The organism is Kitasatospora sp. NPDC032757 (assembly GCF_055579305.1).
On sequence record NZ_JBVINN010000021.1, the window covers coordinates 39694 to 58210 of the forward strand.

Annotated in this window: 13 protein-coding genes; 9 read left to right on the forward strand and 4 right to left on the reverse strand. The window is 74.5% G+C overall.

The window, feature by feature from the left end:
• Positions 1-98 precede the first annotated feature (98 nt).
• The 6 genes from ACZ5WK_RS22640 (at position 99) to ACZ5WK_RS22665 (ending at position 8581) form a co-directional block, all read left to right on the forward strand.
• Complete coding sequence (locus tag ACZ5WK_RS22640) at positions 99-2585, forward strand: SpoIIE family protein phosphatase (RefSeq protein ID WP_465549403.1); 2487 nt, start codon at positions 99-101, stop codon at positions 2583-2585.
• Positions 2586-2820: 235 nt separating this feature from the next.
• Entirely contained in the window at positions 2821-4545 is a 1725-nt protein-coding gene (locus tag ACZ5WK_RS22645; RefSeq protein WP_465549405.1) for a sensor histidine kinase, read from the forward strand.
• A 79-nt stretch (positions 4546-4624) separates the two neighbouring features.
• Positions 4625-5293 carry a response regulator gene (locus tag ACZ5WK_RS22650; RefSeq protein WP_396323362.1) on the forward strand — a complete coding sequence of 223 codons (669 nt, stop codon included), beginning with the start codon at positions 4625-4627 and terminating at the stop codon, positions 5291-5293.
• Positions 5294-5953: 660 nt separating this feature from the next.
• Positions 5954-6754 (forward strand): LysM peptidoglycan-binding domain-containing protein, encoded by an 801-nt coding sequence (locus ACZ5WK_RS22655; protein WP_465549407.1) that lies wholly within the window; start codon positions 5954-5956, stop codon positions 6752-6754.
• Between the two features lie 235 nt (positions 6755-6989).
• Positions 6990-7775 carry an SDR family NAD(P)-dependent oxidoreductase gene (locus ACZ5WK_RS22660; RefSeq protein ID WP_465549409.1) on the forward strand — a complete coding sequence of 262 codons (786 nt, stop codon included), beginning with the start codon at positions 6990-6992 and terminating at the stop codon, positions 7773-7775.
• Positions 7776-7984: 209 nt separating this feature from the next.
• Complete coding sequence (locus ACZ5WK_RS22665; protein WP_465549411.1) at positions 7985-8581, forward strand: TIGR03086 family metal-binding protein; 597 nt, start codon at positions 7985-7987, stop codon at positions 8579-8581.
• Positions 8582-8598: 17 nt separating this feature from the next.
• On the opposite strand, the gene ACZ5WK_RS22670 is transcribed toward ACZ5WK_RS22665, so the two are convergent.
• Positions 8599-9846 (reverse strand): hypothetical protein, encoded by a 1248-nt coding sequence (locus tag ACZ5WK_RS22670; protein WP_465549413.1) that lies wholly within the window; start codon positions 9844-9846, stop codon positions 8599-8601.
• A gap of 272 nt (positions 9847-10118) precedes the next feature.
• Between ACZ5WK_RS22670 and ACZ5WK_RS22675 the strand changes: the two genes are divergently transcribed.
• The gene (locus ACZ5WK_RS22675; protein WP_465549415.1) at positions 10119-10553 is read left to right on the forward strand and encodes a hypothetical protein; all 435 of its coding nucleotides are present in this window, start codon (positions 10119-10121) and stop codon (positions 10551-10553) included.
• A 47-nt stretch (positions 10554-10600) separates the two neighbouring features.
• Here ACZ5WK_RS22675 and ACZ5WK_RS22680 read toward each other — a convergent pair whose 3' ends face one another.
• Together ACZ5WK_RS22680 and ACZ5WK_RS22685 are read right to left on the reverse strand one after the other, a co-directional pair.
• A complete protein-coding gene (locus tag ACZ5WK_RS22680; protein WP_465549417.1) occupies positions 10601-11062 on the reverse strand; it encodes a (2Fe-2S)-binding protein in 462 nt (153 codons plus the stop codon).
• A 35-nt stretch (positions 11063-11097) separates the two neighbouring features.
• The gene (locus ACZ5WK_RS22685) at positions 11098-13545 is read right to left on the reverse strand and encodes a molybdopterin cofactor-binding domain-containing protein (RefSeq protein ID WP_465549419.1); all 2448 of its coding nucleotides are present in this window, start codon (positions 13543-13545) and stop codon (positions 11098-11100) included.
• Between the two features lie 349 nt (positions 13546-13894).
• On the opposite strand from ACZ5WK_RS22685, the gene ACZ5WK_RS22690 reads away from it, so the two are divergent.
• Positions 13895-15142: an MFS transporter gene (locus ACZ5WK_RS22690; protein ID WP_465549421.1), complete on the forward strand. Its 1248-nt coding sequence runs from the start codon at positions 13895-13897 to the stop codon at positions 15140-15142.
• A gap of 374 nt (positions 15143-15516) precedes the next feature.
• A complete protein-coding gene (locus ACZ5WK_RS22695; protein WP_465549423.1) occupies positions 15517-17106 on the forward strand; it encodes an alpha/beta hydrolase in 1590 nt (529 codons plus the stop codon).
• A 115-nt stretch (positions 17107-17221) separates the two neighbouring features.
• Here the strand turns inward: ACZ5WK_RS22695 and ACZ5WK_RS22700 are convergent, their stop codons facing one another.
• The gene (locus tag ACZ5WK_RS22700) at positions 17222-18490 is read right to left on the reverse strand and encodes an NAD(P)/FAD-dependent oxidoreductase (RefSeq protein WP_465549425.1); all 1269 of its coding nucleotides are present in this window, start codon (positions 18488-18490) and stop codon (positions 17222-17224) included.
• Positions 18491-18517: the final 27 nt, after the last annotated feature.

The following is an 18517-nucleotide window of genomic DNA, read 5'->3' on the forward strand; positions in this document are numbered from 1 at the left end:
TGCCGGGGCGGGGCCGGGCTCGCCTTGACAGTCTCTTGACCCGGGCGTAGCAAGAGAGGATGCGCCAGGGTGTGCCGGCGGACCGGTCCGGTCCGCACGTGACCGGCGGTCCCCGGGCGGTGCGACCCGACCCGCACCGCCCCCGGGAGAGCGATGCCGCGGCCAGGGCGGCCCACGAGCGGGACGCCCTGCTCGCCACCGCTGTCCGCAAGGCGCTCGGCAGCACCGACGCGTACGGCGGCATGGTCTACCTGCGCTCGCGCGACCGGCGGTCGCTGGTGCTCTGCACGATCGCGGGCGTGCCGCTGTCGATCATCAGCGCGTTCCGCCGGGTGGCCGCGGCCGGGCCGCTGCCGGTGGCGGTCAGCTACCGCACCGGGCGGACGGTCACGCTCTCCGACAGCGAGGACACGATGCGGCGCTTCCCGCAGCTCGCCGTCGGCATGCCCTACGACTTCGCCTCCGCCTGTGTGCCGGTCACCGTGGGCGAGGAGCGGTACGGGGTGCTCAGCGTGCTCTGGGCGGCCTCCGACGAGGGCGTGCCGGAGGGCGCGCGGCGACACCTGCGGTCGGTGGCCAACCGGCTGGCGGCCGGGCTGGCGGCTCTGGAGGCGGACGGGCACCCGGTGGAGCCGAACGGCGACACCGCCGTGGTCGAGCTGGTGCCGGCCACCCCGCCCAGCACCCGGGTGGGCCTGTTCGACTGGAACGTGGCCACCGGGGCGCTCTCCGTCGACGACCAGTTCTGCGAGATCTTCGGCCTCGACCCCGTCGAGTTCGACGGCCGCGCGGCCACCCTGACCACCCGGATCGCCCCCAGTGACCTGCCGGAGTTCCGGGCCGCCGCCCGCGCGGCCCTCGACCGCGGCCGGATGCTGGCCGCCCGGGTCCGGGTGCTGGACCAGGAGGGGCGGCCGTTCCCCGTCGAGCTCTGGGGCAGGGTCCCCGAGGGCGGCGGCCCGGGCACGCGCACCCACCTGGTCGGCGCCGTCCTGGACACCCGGACCGGCACGGCCGCGGCGGCCGCCGTCGAACGGCTCCGCGACGGCGTGTTCTCGCTCGACCCGGACGGCCGGATCACCTACGCCAACCGCAGCGTCGAGCTGCTGCTGCGCACCCGGCGCGAGGACCTGGTCGGCCACCACCCCTGGGAGGCGCTGCCCTGGCTCTCCGACCCGGTGTACGAGAACCGCTACCGGGCCGCCATGCTCTCCCAGCAGCCCACCGCCTTCCTGGCGGCCAGGCCGCCGGACGACTGGTTCGCCTTCTCGCTCTACCCGGACGCGCACGGCGTCACCGGCCGCGTCGTCGCCGCCGAACCGCCGCCCGGCGCGGCCGAGCCGCCGAGCGAGCCCCCGCCGGGCGCCCGGACCGGCGTCGGCGGCATGTACCACCTGCTCCAGCTCGCGAGCGCGCTCACCGAGGCCGTCACCGTCCGCGAGGTCTGCAGGGCGGTCGCGGACGAGATCCTGCCGGCCTTCGGCGGTCAGGAGCTGGCCATCTACGCCGTCCGCGACAAGCACCTGCACCTGATCTCGCAGAGCGGCTACCCGGATGGGTTCCTGGACCGCTTCGAGGGCACCCCGATCGGCGCCCGGGTGCCCGGCGCCGAGGCGCTCAGCACCGGGACGCCGATCTTCTTCGAGTCCGTCCACGAGCTCGCCGCCGCCTACCCCGGCATCGCCCTGGACGAGATGCGCGCCTGGGCCTTCCTGCCGCTGATCGCCTCCGGTCACCCGGTCGGCAGCTGCATCATCGGCTTCGACGAGGCCCGCGCGTTCACCGTGGAGGAGCGCGGCCTGCTCACCGCCCTCGGCGGCTTCATCGCCCAGGCGCTGGAGCGCGCCCGCCTCTACGACGCCGAGTTCGCCCTGGCCCGAGGCCTCCAGCAGGCCCTGCTGCCGCACCGGCTGCCGCGGATGGACGGCATCCGGATCGCCGCCCGGTACCTGCCCGGCACCCAGGGCATGGAGATCGGCGGCGACTGGTACGACGCCATCGTCACCGGCCGCGACCTCACCCTGGTCATCGGCGACGTCGAGGGCCACAACGTGGGCGCCGCCGCCACCATGGGCCAGCTCCGCAGCGCCGTTCGGGCCTTCACCACCGGCGGCCACCCGCCGGACGAGGTGCTCGTGCGCACCAACGAGCTGCTGCTCGACCTCGACCCCGGACTGCTCGCCAGCAGCTGCCTGATCCGGCTCACCCCCTCCGACGGCAGCGCCCTGATCGCCCGCGCCGGGCACCTGCCGCCGGTGCTGCGCCACCCCGGCGGGCGCACCGAGGCGCTGTACGTCGCGGGCGGCCCGCTGCTCGGGGTCGACCACAGGTCCGAGTACCCGGTCACCGAGCTGCGGCTGGCCCGGGGATCGCTGCTCGCTCTCTACACGGACGGGCTGGTCGAGGACCCGGCGGTGGGGATCGACGAGGGCGTGGACCGGCTACGGGTCGCCCTCGCGCACGCCAGCGGGGCGGCGGACCCGGAGGAGGAGGGGCTGGACCGGCTGGCGGAGCGGCTGCTGCACGAGGTCGGCTCCACCCACCGGGTGGACGACGTGGCGCTGCTGCTCACCGCGTACGGGTGAGCGCCACAGGCCGTGTACGGGCCGTACGGGGCCGTCGGGCCCGGGCAGGGGAGGCGGCCGCAGCCGTTCGCCGGGTGCGGGCGCTGCTTTCGGCGGGGGTACGGGCGCTACCCACGTAGGGTGCGGTCGCTGCTTTCGCCGGGGGCGTGGTCGGGTGCGGCCGCTACTTTCGTCGGGGGTGGATCGAGACGAAGGGTGAAGGCGCCCGGTGCGGTGGATTCGTTAGCCTCGACGGGTGGATGCACTGGCAAAGGCCTGGTCGAAGGCGGTACGGACGGCGGTCCCCGGGCCCTGGCGGCCCCGAATGGTGGTGCGCGAGGCCGGCGGCGCGCTGCTGCTGGGCGCGCTGGGGGTACTGATCGAGCTCGGCAGTGACCCCGGCCTCTGCGTGGTCTCCGGGCCGGTCGCCGCCGCGCTCTTCCTGCTCCGGCGCGGCCTGCCGGCCACCGTCCTGGTGCTCACCGCGACCGCGAGCGGCTTGGGCGCCGGGCCGCTGCCGCTGCTGGTCTGCGCCGGCTGGTCGGCCGGCGCCCGGGTGAAGCGGGTCACCGTGCTGGCCGGCTCGTTCACCGGCGGGTTCCTGCTGATGACGGCCACGGGCGTGCTGAAGGACGCCGGCTCGGCCCCGGTCAAGCTGGTGATCGGGTTCTCGCTCGGCGGCTTCCTGCTGCTCGCCGTGCTGCCCGCGCTCTGGGGCCGCTACCGGGCACAGCGCCGGGCCCTGCTGGACGCGCTGCGCGAGCGCAACGACCAGCTGCTGCGCGAGCGCACCATGATCGCGCACCAGGCCCGGCTGCGGGAGCGGCACCGGATCGCCCAGGACATGCACGACAGCCTGGGCCACCAGCTCGCCCTGATCTCCGTCCACTCCGGCGCCCTGGAGGTGGACCGCACCCTCACCGACCGGCAGCGGGAGGCCGTCGGCGTGCTGCGGCTGGCCGCCGTCGCCGCGATGCGCGAGCTGCGCGAGGTGGTCGGCGTGCTGCACGACGAGTCGGCCGCCCCGCCGTCGGTGCCCGGCGCGGCGGTGGCGCCCGGAGGCGGCCGCACCGGCGGCCTGGACGGGATCGGGAAGCTGGTGGAGTCCTCCCGGGCGGCCGGGACGCAGGTCTCCCTGAGCGAGGCGGGCGAGCACCGCCCGCCCGCCGCCAACGTCGGCCACGCCGCGTACCGGATCGTCCAGGAGGCGCTGACCAACGCGCACAAGCACGCGCCCGGCGCTCCCATCACCGTCGCGCTGCGCTACGAGCCGGACGCCCTGGTGGTGGAGGTCGCCAACCCGCGGGCGCCCGAGCCGGTGGGCGTCCGGGCGGGCGGCGGCACGGCCGTGGTCAGCGGCGGCCAGGGGCTGACCGGCCTGCGCGAGCGGGCCCGGCTGGTCGGCGGCATGGTGCACGCCGGGCCGACGCCCGGGGAGGGGTTCCGGCTCGCCGCGGTGCTGCCGTACGAGGGGACGGGTGGTGCGGCGGACGGCGCGGCGGGTGGTGCGGCGGGCGCGTCCGGGGGCATCGGGGGCGCGTCCGGGGCCGGGGGCGCGGAGGCGTGGATGCTGGACGCGCTGCCGGCGGCCGAGGGCGGGGCGGGTGCGCGGCGGTGGCGCAGCCCCGCGCTCGGCTGCGCCCTGGGTGGGGGGCTCGTCCTGCTCACCGTTCTGGGCCTGCTGGTCTGGGGCGTGGTGTCGTTCGTCCGTGCCGCCGACGAGGCGACCGTGCAGCGGTCGGTCTACGACGCGATCGAGATCGGGACACCGCAGGCCGACGTGGAGAAGCGCCTGCCCGTCGGCAACGACTTCTTCACCAGGGAGTACAAAGGCTCCGGCCCCACCCCGCCGGCGGGCTCGGTGTGCAGCTACTTCCTCTCCGGGGAGGCGTCCGCCGGCTGGGGCGAGGACAACATCGTCCGGCTCTGCTTCAAGGACGGCGTCCTCGTCGACAAGCAGCACTACCCGGCGAAGTCCTGACCGCCGGAAACGCCGGGGGCCGGAGGTGTGAGGATGGTGCCGAGCAGTGCCACCCGCACCACCGAGGGGATGACCAGCAGTGATCCGAGTCCTCGTCGCCGACGACGAGCCGCTCATCCGGGCCGGGATCAGGATGATCCTGTCCTCCGCCGACGACATCGACGTGGTCGCCGAGGCCGCCGACGGCCGGCAGGCCCTGGATCTCGCCCTGGCCCACCGGGTGGACGTCGTCCTGCTGGACATCCAGATGCCGGTGATGGACGGGCTCACGGCGCTCACCGAGCTGCGCCGGGTGGCGCCCGGCGCGCGGGCGCTGATCCTCACCACCTTCGGGGAGCGCGACAACGTGCTGCGCGCCGTGACGGAGGGCGGCGCCGGATTCCTGCTCAAGGACACCGCGCCGGCCGAGCTGATCCAGGCCGTCCGGGCCGCTGCCACGGGCAACGCCTTCCTCTCACCCGCCGCCACCCGGCACATCGTGGACTCACTGGCCGGTGGTGGCTCCGGCCCGGCCGCTGCCCGGGGCGCGGCGGCCAGGCGGCGTCTCGAGGTGCTGACCGCGCGTGAGTTGGAGGTGCTGGCGCTGCTGGGCGAGGGACTCTCCAACGCGGACGCCGGCGCCCGGATCCACATGAGCGAGGCGACGGTGAAGACGTACGTCAGCCGGATCCTGGCCAAGCTGGGCTGTGAGAACCGGGTGCAGGCGGCGCTGCTGGCGCGGGACGCGGGGCTGGATGGCGGGGTCTGACCGCTCGCGGCACGCGGGGGCCGGGGCCGGGGGCCGGGGCCGGGGGGTGGGCGGGGGTCGTGCAGGCACGTCTGGTGCATCGGATACGGACCGGTCGTGCACCATGCGCTGCGCCATCGCGCGGCCACGGAGAGTGGCGCGTGTGGGCGACGCCACTGCGGGCCGGCGCGGAACCAGGAACTCCGGAGGCGTCGGTGACGGTGCGTCAGCAGTTCGTCACGCCGGGTCGACGGGTGTGGGCGGCCTCACGGATGGACAGATGTGAGCGCGGGCACGGAAATTGACCATTTGATCTTGAAAATGCCGTCAAACCCGGTCATTTCGGACCGGGTTTCATGATCGATACCGCCGGTAACAGTCAACTGGCCTGCGGCGTCCAAGAATTGCTTGTGGCGGCCCGGGAGGGCCCGTAGCTTCATTGGCGGTGCAACGAGCACCACCCGGGTTCACCCCCGACGCACAGCCCGCCGACTGACCCCCGGCGCGAGGGCAGTGCCCGCCGACACGGCCGGCTCGAACAGGCCGTCGGCGAGCGAGGGTGGCCGGGGCGGCAGGGCACGTCCGACACGTGCGTGGCCGCCCGTCGAGTGAGGTGAGCGCGAAGGCCCTGCCAGGGGTCTGGTTCCGCCTGCCCGCCCGGGGCTTGTCGAGAGGACTTTCATGACTTTCCGTCACGAGACCGCCGCTGCCACCACCAACACCGCCACCACCGGCAGGCGCCGCAACCGCGCCCGCCTGGTGCTGGTCGGCGGGGCCGTCGCGGCCCTTCCGGTGGCCGGCCTCGTCACGGCCACCTCGGCCTCCGCCGCGTCCAGCTCGGCCTGGGATGCGGTCGCCCAGTGCGAGAGCGGTGGCAACTGGAGCATCAGCACCGGCAACGGCTTCTTCGGCGGACTGCAGTTCACCTCGTCCACCTGGGCCGCGTACGGCGGCACCGCGTACGCGTCGCAGGCCAGCCAGGCGACCAGGGCGCAGCAGATCTCGGTCGCCGAGAAGGTCCTCGCCTCCCAGGGCCCCGGCGCCTGGCCGGTCTGCTCGGCCAAGGCGGGCCTCAGCAAGGGCGGCGCCCCGGCGGCCGTCGACACCTCGGCCCCGGCCGCCAAGGCCGAGGCCCCGAAGCCGGCCGCGCCCAGGGCGGCTGCGCCCAAGCCGGCCGCACCCAAGGCCCAGCAGCAGGCCAAGCCCGCGCAGGCCCCGCAGGCGAAGCCGGCCCAGGGCGATCAGGCCCGGCCGTCCGGGAAGTCGCAGAAGTCGCAGTCCTGGAAGTCGCAGGACACGGCCAAGCCGGCCGCCTCGGCCACCAACACCGGCGGCGGCAGCTACACCGTCAGGAGCGGTGACACCCTGAGCGACATCGCGGCCAAGTACGGCACCGACACCGCGAGCCTGCACGCCAAGAACGCCAAGGCGATCGGCGACAACCCGGATCTCATCTTCCCGGGCCAGGTCCTGAGCCTCTGACGGACCGCCCCGCCTGTCCCGAGCGGCCGTCCCCCACGGGGGCGGCCGCTGCTGCGGGTCGGGGCGCGTGCACCGGGTGCCTCGGCGGCGCGGCCCGTGCGAACCCGTGCGAACCCGTGCGAACCCGCGGGGATTGTTGAACGTTGAACGCGACGTCCGAATACCGCCGGACCCGCGAGCGCCACGGGTCGAAGATCGAGTCATGTCCGAGAACGAGTCGAGGAGTTCTACCGATATGACGACGATGACGGCTGTGACGACCGGGGCGAGCGCCAGGCCCGGGAAGCTCGACGGCAAGGTGGCCCTGGTGACCGGCGGCAGCCGCGGGATCGGGGAGGCGGTCGCGCTGCGGCTGGCCGAGGAGGGCGCCGACGTCGCGCTGACCTACCGGGGCAGCGCCGAGCGGGCCGAGGCGGTCGCGGCCAAGATCACGGCAATGGGCCGCCGCGGCTGGGCGGTCCGCGCGGACAGCGCCGACCCGCAGGAGGTCCGGGACGTCGTGGAGGCGGTGGCCGAGCGCTTCGGGCGCCTCGACATCCTGGTCAACAACGCGGGCGTCGGCGTGTTCGGCCCGATCGAGGAGCTCGCGCTGGACGATGTGGACCGGGTGCTGGAGGTCAACGTCCGGGCACCGTTCCTCTTCGCCCAGGCCGCCTCCGCCCACCTGGCCGACGGCGGCCGGGTCGTCACCATCGGCAGCTGCATCGCGAAGCGCGTCGCCTTCCCCGGCGCCTCGCTCTACGCGACCAGCAAGGCCGCGACGATCGGGCTCACCAAGGCGCTGGCCCGCGAGCTGGGCCCGCGGGGGATCACCGTCAACGTGATCCACCCCGGGCCGATCGACACCGAGCTGAACCCGGCGGACGGCCCGTCGGGCGACTTCCAGGCGGGCCTGACCGTGCTCGGGGCGTACGGCCGCGCTGCCGACGTCGCCGCAACCGTCGCCCACCTCGCAGGCGAGGACGGCCGCTACATCACGGCCGCCGAGATCGCCGTGGACGGCGGGCTCGCGGCCGCCTGACCCGCCGAGCGGGGGCACGGGCGGGGGAGGCGCCGGGGCGGGTGGCGCCGGGGTGCGGGCGGGGACGAGCGGGGCGGTCGGGGACGAGCGGGGCGGGCGGAAGGGGACGGTGATCGGCCCGGCGCGGTGTTGCGCCGGGCCGGGGGGCGGCGGTCGCGTTTACGATCGGCCGGTCCGAGCACACGTCCCAGCCCCGAAGAGGTGTCGCCATGACCGCAGCGGAAGACCCGATCGACCTGCTCGCCCGGGCCCTCGCCCAGACCGCCGGCCTGATCGACGGCGTCGGTGCCGAGCAGGCCGGACACCCGACGACCTGCCGGTCCTGGGACGTGGCCGATCTGATCAGCCACCTCCTCTGGGACCTCCGGCAGTTCACCGTCCGGGCTAACGGCCACGACCCGGACTTCACGCAGCCCTTCGAGCGGGTGGAGGAGGACTGGCTGCACGCCTTCGAGGCGGGGGCCGAGAAGCTGGTCGCCGCCTGGCGCAGCGCCGGGGAGCTCAGCGGCACCATCGAGGCCCCCGGCGTCGGCGTCATCCCCGCGCGCTTCCCGGTGGACCAGCAGACCGCCGAATTCGCCGTCCACGGATGGGACTTGGCCCGCGCCACCGGCCAGTCCACGGCGGGCCTCGACCACGACGTGGCCCGCACCTCGCTGGCCTGGGCCCACGGCGCGCTGCGCCCCCAGTACCGCGGCAGCGAGGGCGACGGCCGCGCCTTCGGCCCCGAGGTGACCGTCCCCGAGGACGCGCCGGTCTACGACCGGCTGGCCGGGTTCTTCGGGCGCGATCCCCGGAGGGCCTGAGCCGCCCCGTCCCGCGGTCAGTGGAAGACGGTGAGGACGGCCCCCCACTGCGAGGTGGTCCGCCCGGTCGCGGCGCAGAGGCCGCCGGCCGTCGCCACCTGGTAGGCGGTGGTGAGCCGGTAGGAGGAGAGGGCCAGCACGGGGAGGGCGGTCCACCCGGTGCCGAACTCGGGAGCGGTGCCGGTGTTGGTGCCCACCGTGCCGACCATGAGGTCGCCACGGGCACAGGTGGCGGGGGTGGCACTGGTCGTGAAGGTCGTCCCGCCGGACGGGCCGTGCGCCTGGGCGGTGCCCCGTGCGACGGAGATCCCGCGGAACTCGTCCACCGCGATGTGGTATTTGCTGGCGTGCGGGTAGGTCACGTGGATGGAGTCCGCCGTCGTCAGCGCGGGGACGCCGAAGGCCGCGAAGACCAGCACCCGGTGCCGCCTGGAGTCCGTCACGTCCCCCGCCGTCTCGAACAGATCGCCCCGGGTGTCCGTGACCGTGACGTTCCCGGGGCAGGTGCTGGTCAGCATCATCGTCACGACCAGCGCGTCCCCCCGGACGACCGGGGAGAGGACCGGCAGGACGACGTCCGTGCCGGGGAGGGCCTGTTGGTCGGCGGCCGGACGGGCCACCCAGGCCGGATCCGCCGCCGTGGCGGGCGGCTCCGTCGCAGGGCGGGGCGGCCCGGCCGGCGGGCCGGCCGCGTCGACGTCCGTGGCGGGGGACCGGACGGGCACCGGGTCTCCGGTCGGGCAGTCCTGGGGGAGCGGGGCCGCGGCGACGGGTTCGTGGAAGGAGAGGACGCCCAGGGTGGAGCAGACCCCGACCAGTGCGCCGACCAGCAGGGCGACCGCGTGGGTCCAGAGCCGGTGTCCGCGCGCGGACGGTCCGGCCGGGGTGACGGCCGGGGGCGCCGACGGTTCGTCGGCGGGCCGGTCGGACGCGGTGGGCTGCGGGCGTACGGCCGGCGGGGTTCGGGTCGGCGGGTTTTCGGGTGCCGCCTCCCTCCCCGTGGCGGCGGACCAGCGGCGGTGCCACTCGGCCTCGTCGCCGCCACAGGCCTGGACGTAGGCCCTGGTGGTGGGCCAGGACGGCAGGCGTGAGCCGGAGGCCGCCTCGTACAGGGTGGTGTGGGAGATCGAGCCGGCCTTCTTCGCCATGGTCCGGAACGAGGGCTGGCCCGCCTCCCGGCGCAGTCGGCACAGCTCGGCGGCGAAGCTCTCCGCCGCAGTCCGCGCCTTTTCTCGCTTCTCGGCCTGCGGCTCCCGATCCACCATGACGCCCCCCTGGTGTCAGACAGTGTCAGATCCATCGGCGACCACTGTTCGCTTGTCGCGTACGGATCATAGCGACGAGTGGCGGCGGCGATCGGCGATCGCCCAGATCCTCATGGGGGAGGGGGTGTTCGGGACAGGGTGCCCTCGGTGTCAGCTGTTGTCAGTTCCTGTCAGCCGGTACCGAACACCGCGGGTGGTCGGGTCAGCTGTCTCCGCCGCCGCAGTCATTGCGGCGGCACCCGAGGAGACGACGGACCACAGGGGAGACCGGCATGAGCAAGGGACTTCTGCGCAGGATCGGGCGCCGCGGGGCCACCACGGCAGCGGTGGTGGCACTCGCGGCCGGCGGTGTCGGCCTGTCGGCGGGCGACGCGTCCGCCGACGGGTGGTACTACATCAGCAGCCACACCCCCAGCGGTCACGGGGTGGGCCTGTACTCCCTGCCCCAGTCGTACTCGCCGTCCTACAAGCCGTGGAGCCTCGACCTGGGCTCCTACGCCGGGTGGGGCGACAAGATCGCCCCCGACTGCTGGACGCGGGGCGAGAACATCAACAACCAGGGCAACGTGTGGTACCGGGTCCACGCCGCCTACTCGTACAACTACAACGCCACGTACGTGGGAACCGTCTACGTGTACGGCGCTTACGCGGACAGCAACTGGTACTTCCACTACGCCTGGCAGAACGGAGCCATCGGCGGGTGCTGACGGCCGGCTGACGCGGTCCGCCCCGCCCGCGGGCGGGGCGGACCGCGTCACGGCGCCGTGCGGGCGGCCGCCTGCTTGATCGCCTCGCGGATGCGGGGGTAGGTGCCGCAGCGGCAGATGTTCTGGATCTGGTCGATGTCCGCGTCGGTCGGGGCCGGGGTGCGGCGCAGCAGGGCGGCCGCGGTCATGATCTGGCCGGGCTGGCAGAAGCCGCACTGGGCGACGTCGCAGGCCAGCCAGGCCTCCTGGACGGGGTGCAGGGTGTCGCCGTCGGCCAGCCCCTCGATGGTGGTGACGCGGCGGCCGGCGCAGTCCTTGACCGCCACCGTGCAGGGCTGGAACTCCTCACCGTCCAGGTGGCTGGTGCAGGCGCGGCAGACGCCGACCCCACAGCCGTACTTGGGGCCGGTGACGCCGAGCTTGTCGCGCAGCACCCAGAGCAGCGGCATGTCGTCCGGGGCCTCGACGGTGACCGGCTGCCCGTTGAGGACGAAGGTGTGGCTGGGCATGGGGAGTTGCGCCCTTCGGGAGTCGGTGGAGGGGATCAGAAGTCGATCGGGAAGGAGCGCGGGCTGATGCCGGTCGCGCGGGCGTACGCGTTGGCGACCGCCGCCGAGGCGGCGGGGACGCCCAACTCGCCCGCACCGCCGGGCGGTCCGCTCGGTGGCATGAGGTGGATCTCGACCGACGGCGGGCTGTGCCGCTGCCGGGCGTAGCGGAAGTCGGCGTAGCTGCCCTCGCGGACGGCGCCGTGGTCGATGTGGTTGCCGGCCTGGAGGACGACCGAGATGCCGTCGATCAGCGCGCCGGTCAACTGGGCTTCCAGGCCACGGGGGTTGATCACCAGGCCCAGGTCGGCGGCGATCACCGCCCTGGTGACCCGGGGCTGTTTCGGGTCGGTGGCGTCCAGCTCGACCAGGTAGGCGGCGCGCCCGCCGTTCTCGTCGTGGTAGCCGATGCCCTGGGCCTGGCCTGCGGGCATCGCGCGTCCCCAGCGGCCGGCCTGGGCGACCTTGTCGAGCACGGCCCTGCCGGCGGCGCCGCGCACCCGGGCCCGGCGGAAGGCGACCGGGTCCTGGCCGAGGCGCCGGGCCAGTTCGTCCATCATGATCTCGTCGGCGACCCGGACCGTGCCGGAGTAGACCGAGCGCCAGCTGCCGGTGTGCATGTCCAACGGGACCTCGGCGAGGAGCTGGGTGGGGATGCCGACGTCGTAGGGGTTCTTCTCGCTGAGCAGGAAGAACGCCTGGGCGAGGCTGAGGCCGGCCACCGAGAGGCTGAACCCGGCGGCGGTGAGCGCCTCGCCGAGGCCGTGCCGGAAGTCGGTCCGGACGGTGGCGGCCCGGTGCTCGTAGCTGATGACCTGGCCCAGTCCGTAGGTGGCGCGGATCCGGTGGTGGCTGGCGGGGCGCATCCGGCCGTGGCGCATGTCGTCGTTGCGGGTCCACATCAGTTTGACCGGGCGGCCGGCCGCCCGGGAGATCCGTGCGGCCTCCAGAGCGGCGTCGAAGAACAGCCGGCGGCCGAACGAGCCGCCGCCGCGCACGACATGGACGGTGACGGCGTCCTGCGGCAGGCCGAGGTCGGCGGCGATGGTCTGCTGGGCGACGATCGGGGTCTGTGAGGCGAACCAGATCTCGGCGCGGTTCGGGCGCACGTCGGCGACGGCCGTCAGCACCTCCATCGGCGCGTGGTTGACGAAGGCGAAGTCGAACTCGCCGTCCACGTACTGGGTCAGCAGCGGCGGGACGAGGAACGGCAGGTGGGCGGCGCGCAGCCGGGCCCGGATGTCGGCGTCGGAGAGCGCGGCGACGGGGCCCGGGTTCCAGGCGGTCTGCAGGGCGTCGCGGGCCTTGAGCGCCTGGTCGAAGGTCTCGGCGAGCACGGCGACGCCGGTCGGGACGGTGACCACGCCGAGGACGCCCGGCATCGTGCGGGCGGCGGAGGCGTCCAGTGACTTGAGGGTGCCGTTGATGGTGGTCGGGCGGGCGACGACGCAGGGCACGGCGCCGGGGACGACGAGGTCGCCGGCGTACTTGGCGCGGCCGGTGACGATGTCGCGGGCGTCGATCCGGCCGGTCGGCCGGCCCACCAGGCGCTGCTGCTCGGGCGGCTTGGGGGCGGAGGGCACGGCCGGGACGGCGATGCCGGCGGCTGCGGCGGCGAGTTCGCCGTAGCCGGCCCGGCGGCCGTCGGGGGCGAGGACGGCGGAGTCGGCGGTGCGCAGGGTGTCGGCCGGCAGCGACCAGCGGCGGGCGGCGGCGGTGACCAGCCGGGCGCGGGCGGCGGCCGCGGCGGCGCGGACCGGGTCGTACAGCGAGCGCACCGAGTTGGAGGCGCCGGTGAGCTGGTTGAAGAGCAGGTCGGGGCGGCCGTCGGAGAGCGGGACGTCGACGTCGGTGAGCCGGGCGTCGAGCTCGTCGGCGACCAGCATGGCGATGGTGGTGGTCAGGCCCTGGCCGACCTCCAGGCGGGGGAGGTGCAGCGCGGCGCGTCCGTCGGCGGTGACCTCCAGCACCAGCAGGTGGGAGGTGGGCAGGCCGGCCAGGATCAGCGCGTCGCCGAGGTCGAGGATGTCCGGGATGCCGGGAAGGCCGAGCAACTGGGGCGCGGCGGCGGGCCCTTCGGCGGATGCGCCCTCGGCTGCGGTCCGCACGGCGGCCCGGGCGGTGGCGGGCGCGGCGGCGTCCAGGCCGAGCCGGGCGGCGACGGTGAGGGTGGGGGCGGCGAGCAGGTAGGTGAGGAAGCGCCGGCGGCCGGCGGGGGCCGGGGACGGGTCGGCCGGGGGCTGCGCGGCGGTGGCGTCGGCCGGGCGCTCCTGGGCCGGGCTCTCCTGTGCCGGGGTGGTGGCCGGGGTGGTGGCGTTCCGGGCGCTGTCCGAGGGTGCGATGGAGGTGCTGATGGGAGGAGCCCTTCGAGCCGGTGACGGCTCCGGCCGGGCGGGCCTGGGCGGCCCCGGCCCCGGTGCCGGATCGCGAACGCGGACGAGCATAGGAGGGGGTTACTGGCCGGTCAACACGGGCACTTCGGGCCGGACCGGACATCCCGCCGGATGTCGGATGGGGCGGACACGGACGGCACCGGACGGGCCGGGCGTGGCTGCGGTACCGCCGCCCGGGTGACGGATCGTCCGTTCCCGTACCGGAGTTCGGCCCTCGCCGGCCCGTGCGGGGCGACGGCGGCGAGGGGTGGTGGCGGGGCGGGCCCCCGGCTTCCCAAGTGGCCCACTCGAATGTGCTCCGACTGGACCTGTCCAGTGGTCCACCCGGCCTCTAGGATTGATCATGTCAGGTCAGTGGGGAACCGGCGGTCTTCGGGGCCGCCGTACCGGGGGAGTGTCGTTGCCGATCCGTCTTGCACCACCCGCAGGCGTCCAGCGGACGCTCGCCACCGCCCAGTTGGTCGGCTCGATCGGCGACGGCGCGTACTACACCTGCTCGGCGCTGTACTTCACCCGGGTCATCGGGATGTCCCCCACCCGCCTCGGCCTCGGCCTCGCCGTGGCCTGGGCGGTCGGCTCACTGGCGGGCGTCCCGCTCGGCCACCTCGCCGACCGGCGCGGGCCGCGCGGCACGGCGGTGCTGCTGGCGCTCGCCACCGGCGCGGTGGTCGCCTCCTTCCTGGTCATCCGCTCCTTCGTGCCGTTCCTGGCCGCCGTCTGCCTCTACGCCACGACACAGTCCGGGCTGTCGGCGGCCCGGCAGGCACTGGTCGGCGGGCTGGTCGACCGGGCGGAGCGGACGGCACTGCTGGCCCGCCTGCAGGCAACCCTCAACGCGGGCCTGGCCCTTGGCGCCGCACTCGGCGGCATCGTGCTGAGCACCGGGAGCCGGGCCGGGTTCCTCGTCGCCTTCGCGGTCACCGCCGTGGGGTTCCTGGTCAGTGGCCTGGTGCTGCTGCGACTGCCCGAAGTGCCGCCCGCGCAGGCGAGTTCGGGCCCCGGGCGGAAGCTGGCGGTGCTCTCCGACCGACCGTACGCCGTCGTCACGCTGATCAACACCGTGCTCCTGCTGCGGATGCCGCTGCTCAGCCTGGTCATTCCGCTCTGGATCGCGGCCCGGGCCGACCACCTGGCCTGGCTCGGCTCGGCGCTGTTCGTCCTCAACACCGCGGTGGTGATGGCCTTCCAGGTCCGCACGGCCCGCGGCGTGACCGGGCTGCGGTCCGCCTCGCGCGCCGTCCGCGACGCCGGTGTCATCCTGCTCGCCTCCTGCGCCGTCTTCGCCCTCTCGGCCGGGGACGTACCGCTCTGGGTGATGGCCGGGCTGCTCGTGGTGGCCGCGACGCTCCAGGTGATCGGCGAGATGAAGCAGTCCGCGGGCTCCTGGCAGATCAGCTTCGACCTCGCGCCCGCCCACCAGACCGGCCAGTACCAGGGCTTCTTCGGCTCGGGGGTGGCGGTGGCGCGCACCGTCGGGCCGCTGCTGCTGACCACCCTGCTGCTGGACTGGGGCGTGCCCGGGTGGCTGCTGCTGGGCGGGCTCTTCCTGGCGGCCGGCTGTGCGATGGGGCCGGCGGTGCGGTGGGCCGAGCGCCGCCTCCCCGGGGTGGCGGCGCCGGAGCAGACCGCGGTCGCGCTGCGCGCCTGAGGAGCCGGACGCCGGGCCGCCCCGGCGTCCGCGCGGGGGCGCGCGGGGAGCCCGCGGGGCCTGCGCGGCGTCCGCATGGCGGGGGCCGAGTGGGGTGCATGTGGGGTCCGAGTGGTCTCCGTGTGGGGTTCGTGTGGCGTCCGTGTGGCGGACGGCCGCCATCGGGGAGACGGCCACGGACTGGCGATGTTCCGTCACCGCGCCGTGGATTCTGCGCCCGAACATCCGTCAGAACCGGGAAATACCGGTCAGATGACGATTGGCCAGAAGAATCTACGGCTGTTCATGGTCTTCCGCTCCCGGTCCCCGGCTGCCAGGCTGGCCGGGTTTGCAGAACCGGAGGAGGTCATGTGTCCCGCATATCCAGTCTGGCGTTGACGTTTGCCAGCGCGCTCTCCCTTGTCGCCGGAACCGCCGCCGCGGCGTCGGCCGCGCCGGAACCGCCCTCGGCCGCGCCCGCCGCCGAGGCCCGGGTCGAACCGGTCGCCTGGACGCCCTGCAACCCCGACCCGTCGAAGCCGGACCCCGGCATCTACGACTGCGCCGTCTACCCCGTCCCGCTCGACTACGCGGACCCGTCCGGCGAGAAGATCGGCATCGCCATGATGCGCCGCCGGGCCGGGGACCCGTCCAAGCGGATCGGCTCGCTGTTCCTCAACCCCGGCGGCCCGGGCGGCAGCGGCTATCTCTGGGCCACCACCGGCCGTTTCGACCCCGAGGTGCAGGCCCGCTTCGACCTGGTCGGCTTCGACCCGCGCGGCGTCGCCCGGAGCAACCCGCTGAAGTGCTTCACCACCGACGAGGAGGCGGCCGCCGTCTTCGGCCGGCAGACCGGCGTGCCCGTCACCAAGGCCGAGATCGACGGTACCTTGGCCGCCACCGAGGACTACACCGACGCCTGCGACCGCAACGCCGGCCCGCTGATCGAGCACATGTCGACCGAGAACGTCGTCCGCGACCTCGACCGGATGCGCCGGGCCGTCGGGGACAAACAGCTCACCTTCGCCGGCTTCTCGTACGGCACGCTGATCGGCGCCACCTACGCCAGCATGTACCCGGACAAGGTCCGCGCGCTGATCATCGACGGCAACGTCGACCCGAACCTGCGGTTGCACAACGGCCTGGAGTACGACCGGCAGCGCGCCGCCGGCTTCGAACTCGCCCTGGACGAGTACCTGAAGCGCTGCAAGACGGCCGGAGCCCCGCGCTGCGCCTTCGGCGACGGCGACACCCGGGCCAAGTTCGACGCGATCCGCGACCACCTGCGCACCAGCCCCGTCACCCTGCCGAACGGCACCCAGGTGACCCTCTCCAGCTTCACCAGCCAGGTCGCCGACGCCCTCTACGCGCAGACCCGGCAGGCGCCGCTGGCCAAGTCGCTCCAGGCGCTGCACGAGGTGCTCCAGCAGCAGGGCGCGCCCTCGCTGACGGCCCCGAAGGCCGCCGACGACGCGAACACGCTGGCCGTGACCGTCCCCACCGCCCTGCGCGAGGCCCTGCCGGAGACCCCGTACAGCTCCGACGACTCCTACTACGGCGTCAACTGCCAGGACAAGCCGTACCCGTCGAACCCGCGGGTCTTCGCCAACCTGGCCCGCGCCTGGGAGAAGGACTCGCCGACCTTCGGCCGCTACCAGGCCTTCGACGCGCCCGCCTGCGCCACCTGGCCGGCCCCGGCGCGTGACTCCGACCGGTACACCGGCCCGTGGAACCGCCGCACCGCCAACCCGGTGATGGTGATCGGCAACCTCTACGACCCTGCCACCCAGTACAAGTTCGCCCAGAACATGCAGCGCCAGCTCGGCAGCGCCGTGCTGGTCAGCGTCGACGTGATCGAACACTGTGCGGTGGGCCGGAGCAAGGAGCTGAACAAGCTGGTCACCTCCTACCTGGTGGACAAGGCCGTGCCCGCGCCCGGTCGGCTGCTCAAGCCGGACGCCGAGGCCTTCCCGCCGGTCGCCTGACGCCGGGAGCCTGACCGTCGGCCCTCGGCCGCCGGCCGGACGACAGGGCCGCCCCGGGCGACGGTGCTCGGGGCGGCCCTGTGCGGACGGTGGCGGGGCAGCGGCAGGGAGGCGGTCAGAGTTCGTTCAGCGGGACGCCCGGGTCGGCCAGGGCCGCAGGGTCCACCGGGCGCCCCGAGCGGACCAGCTCGCGGATCGGGTCGGTGACGTCCCAGACGTTCACGTTCATCCCGGCCAGGACCCGGCCGCCGGACAGCCAGAAGGCGATGAACTCGCGGGCGGCGCGGTCCCCCCGGAAGACCACCCGGTCGTAGCCGCCCGGTTCGACGTAGCCCGTGTACTCCATCCCCAGGTCGTACTGGTCGGTGAAGAAGTACGGCACCCGGTCGTAGACCGCGTCCGGGCCGTCCTGGCCGAGCATCGCCCGGGCCGCGGTCTGCGGCTGGTTGAGCGCGTTGGCCCAGTGCTCGACCCGGACGTGGCGGCCGAGCATCGGGTGGAAGGCGTTGGCGACGTCGCCCGCCGCGTAGATGTCCGGGTCCGAGGTGCGCAGGTGCTCGTCGGTCTTGACGCCGTTCTCGATCTCCAGGCCGGCCGACTCGGCGAGCGTCGTGAGCGGGGCGATGCCGATGCCGACGATCACCGTGTCCGCCGCCACCGTCGCGCCGTCCGCGAGGCGCACACCGGTGACGGCTCCGCCCTCGCCGGTCAGCTCCTCGACCTTGGCGTTGAACCGCAGGTCCACGCCGTGGTCGCGGTGGAGGTCGGCGAAGACCTGGGCGGCCTCGCGGCCCAGCACCCGCAGCAGCGGCAGCTCGGCCGCCTCCAGCACGGTGACCTCGGCGCCCGCCGCCCGGGCGGCCGCCGCCGTCTCCAGGCCGATCCAGCCCGCGCCGATCACCGCGACCCGGGCACCCGGCTTCAGCGCAGCCCGGAGCCGCTCGCTCTCCCCGACCCGGCGCAGGTAGAGCACGCCGTCCTGGTCCGCACCCGGCACCGGCAGCCGGCGCGGCACCGAACCCGTGGTCAGCAGCAGCTTCGCGTACTCGATCCGGCCGTTGTCGGCGAGCGTGACGGTGTGCCCGGCCGGGTCGACCGCGACGACCGGGGTGCCGAGGCGGAGGGTGACGTCCTGCTCGGCGTACCACTGCGGCGGATGGACGTAGATCTTCTCGCGCGGCGTCTTGCCGAGCAGATAGCCCTTGGAGAGCGGCGGCCGCTCGTACGGCCGCTCGTGCTCGTCGCCGATCAGGACGATGCCGCCGCGGTACCCGGCCTCGCGCAGTGCCTCCGCGGCCTTGGCGCCGCCCAGGGAGGCGCCGACGATGACGATGGGCCGCTCGCGCCCGCCGCCGTCGGCCGTTCCTGCTGTGCCCGTGCCCATGCTGAACTCCTCGCTCTCCGGCCGGAA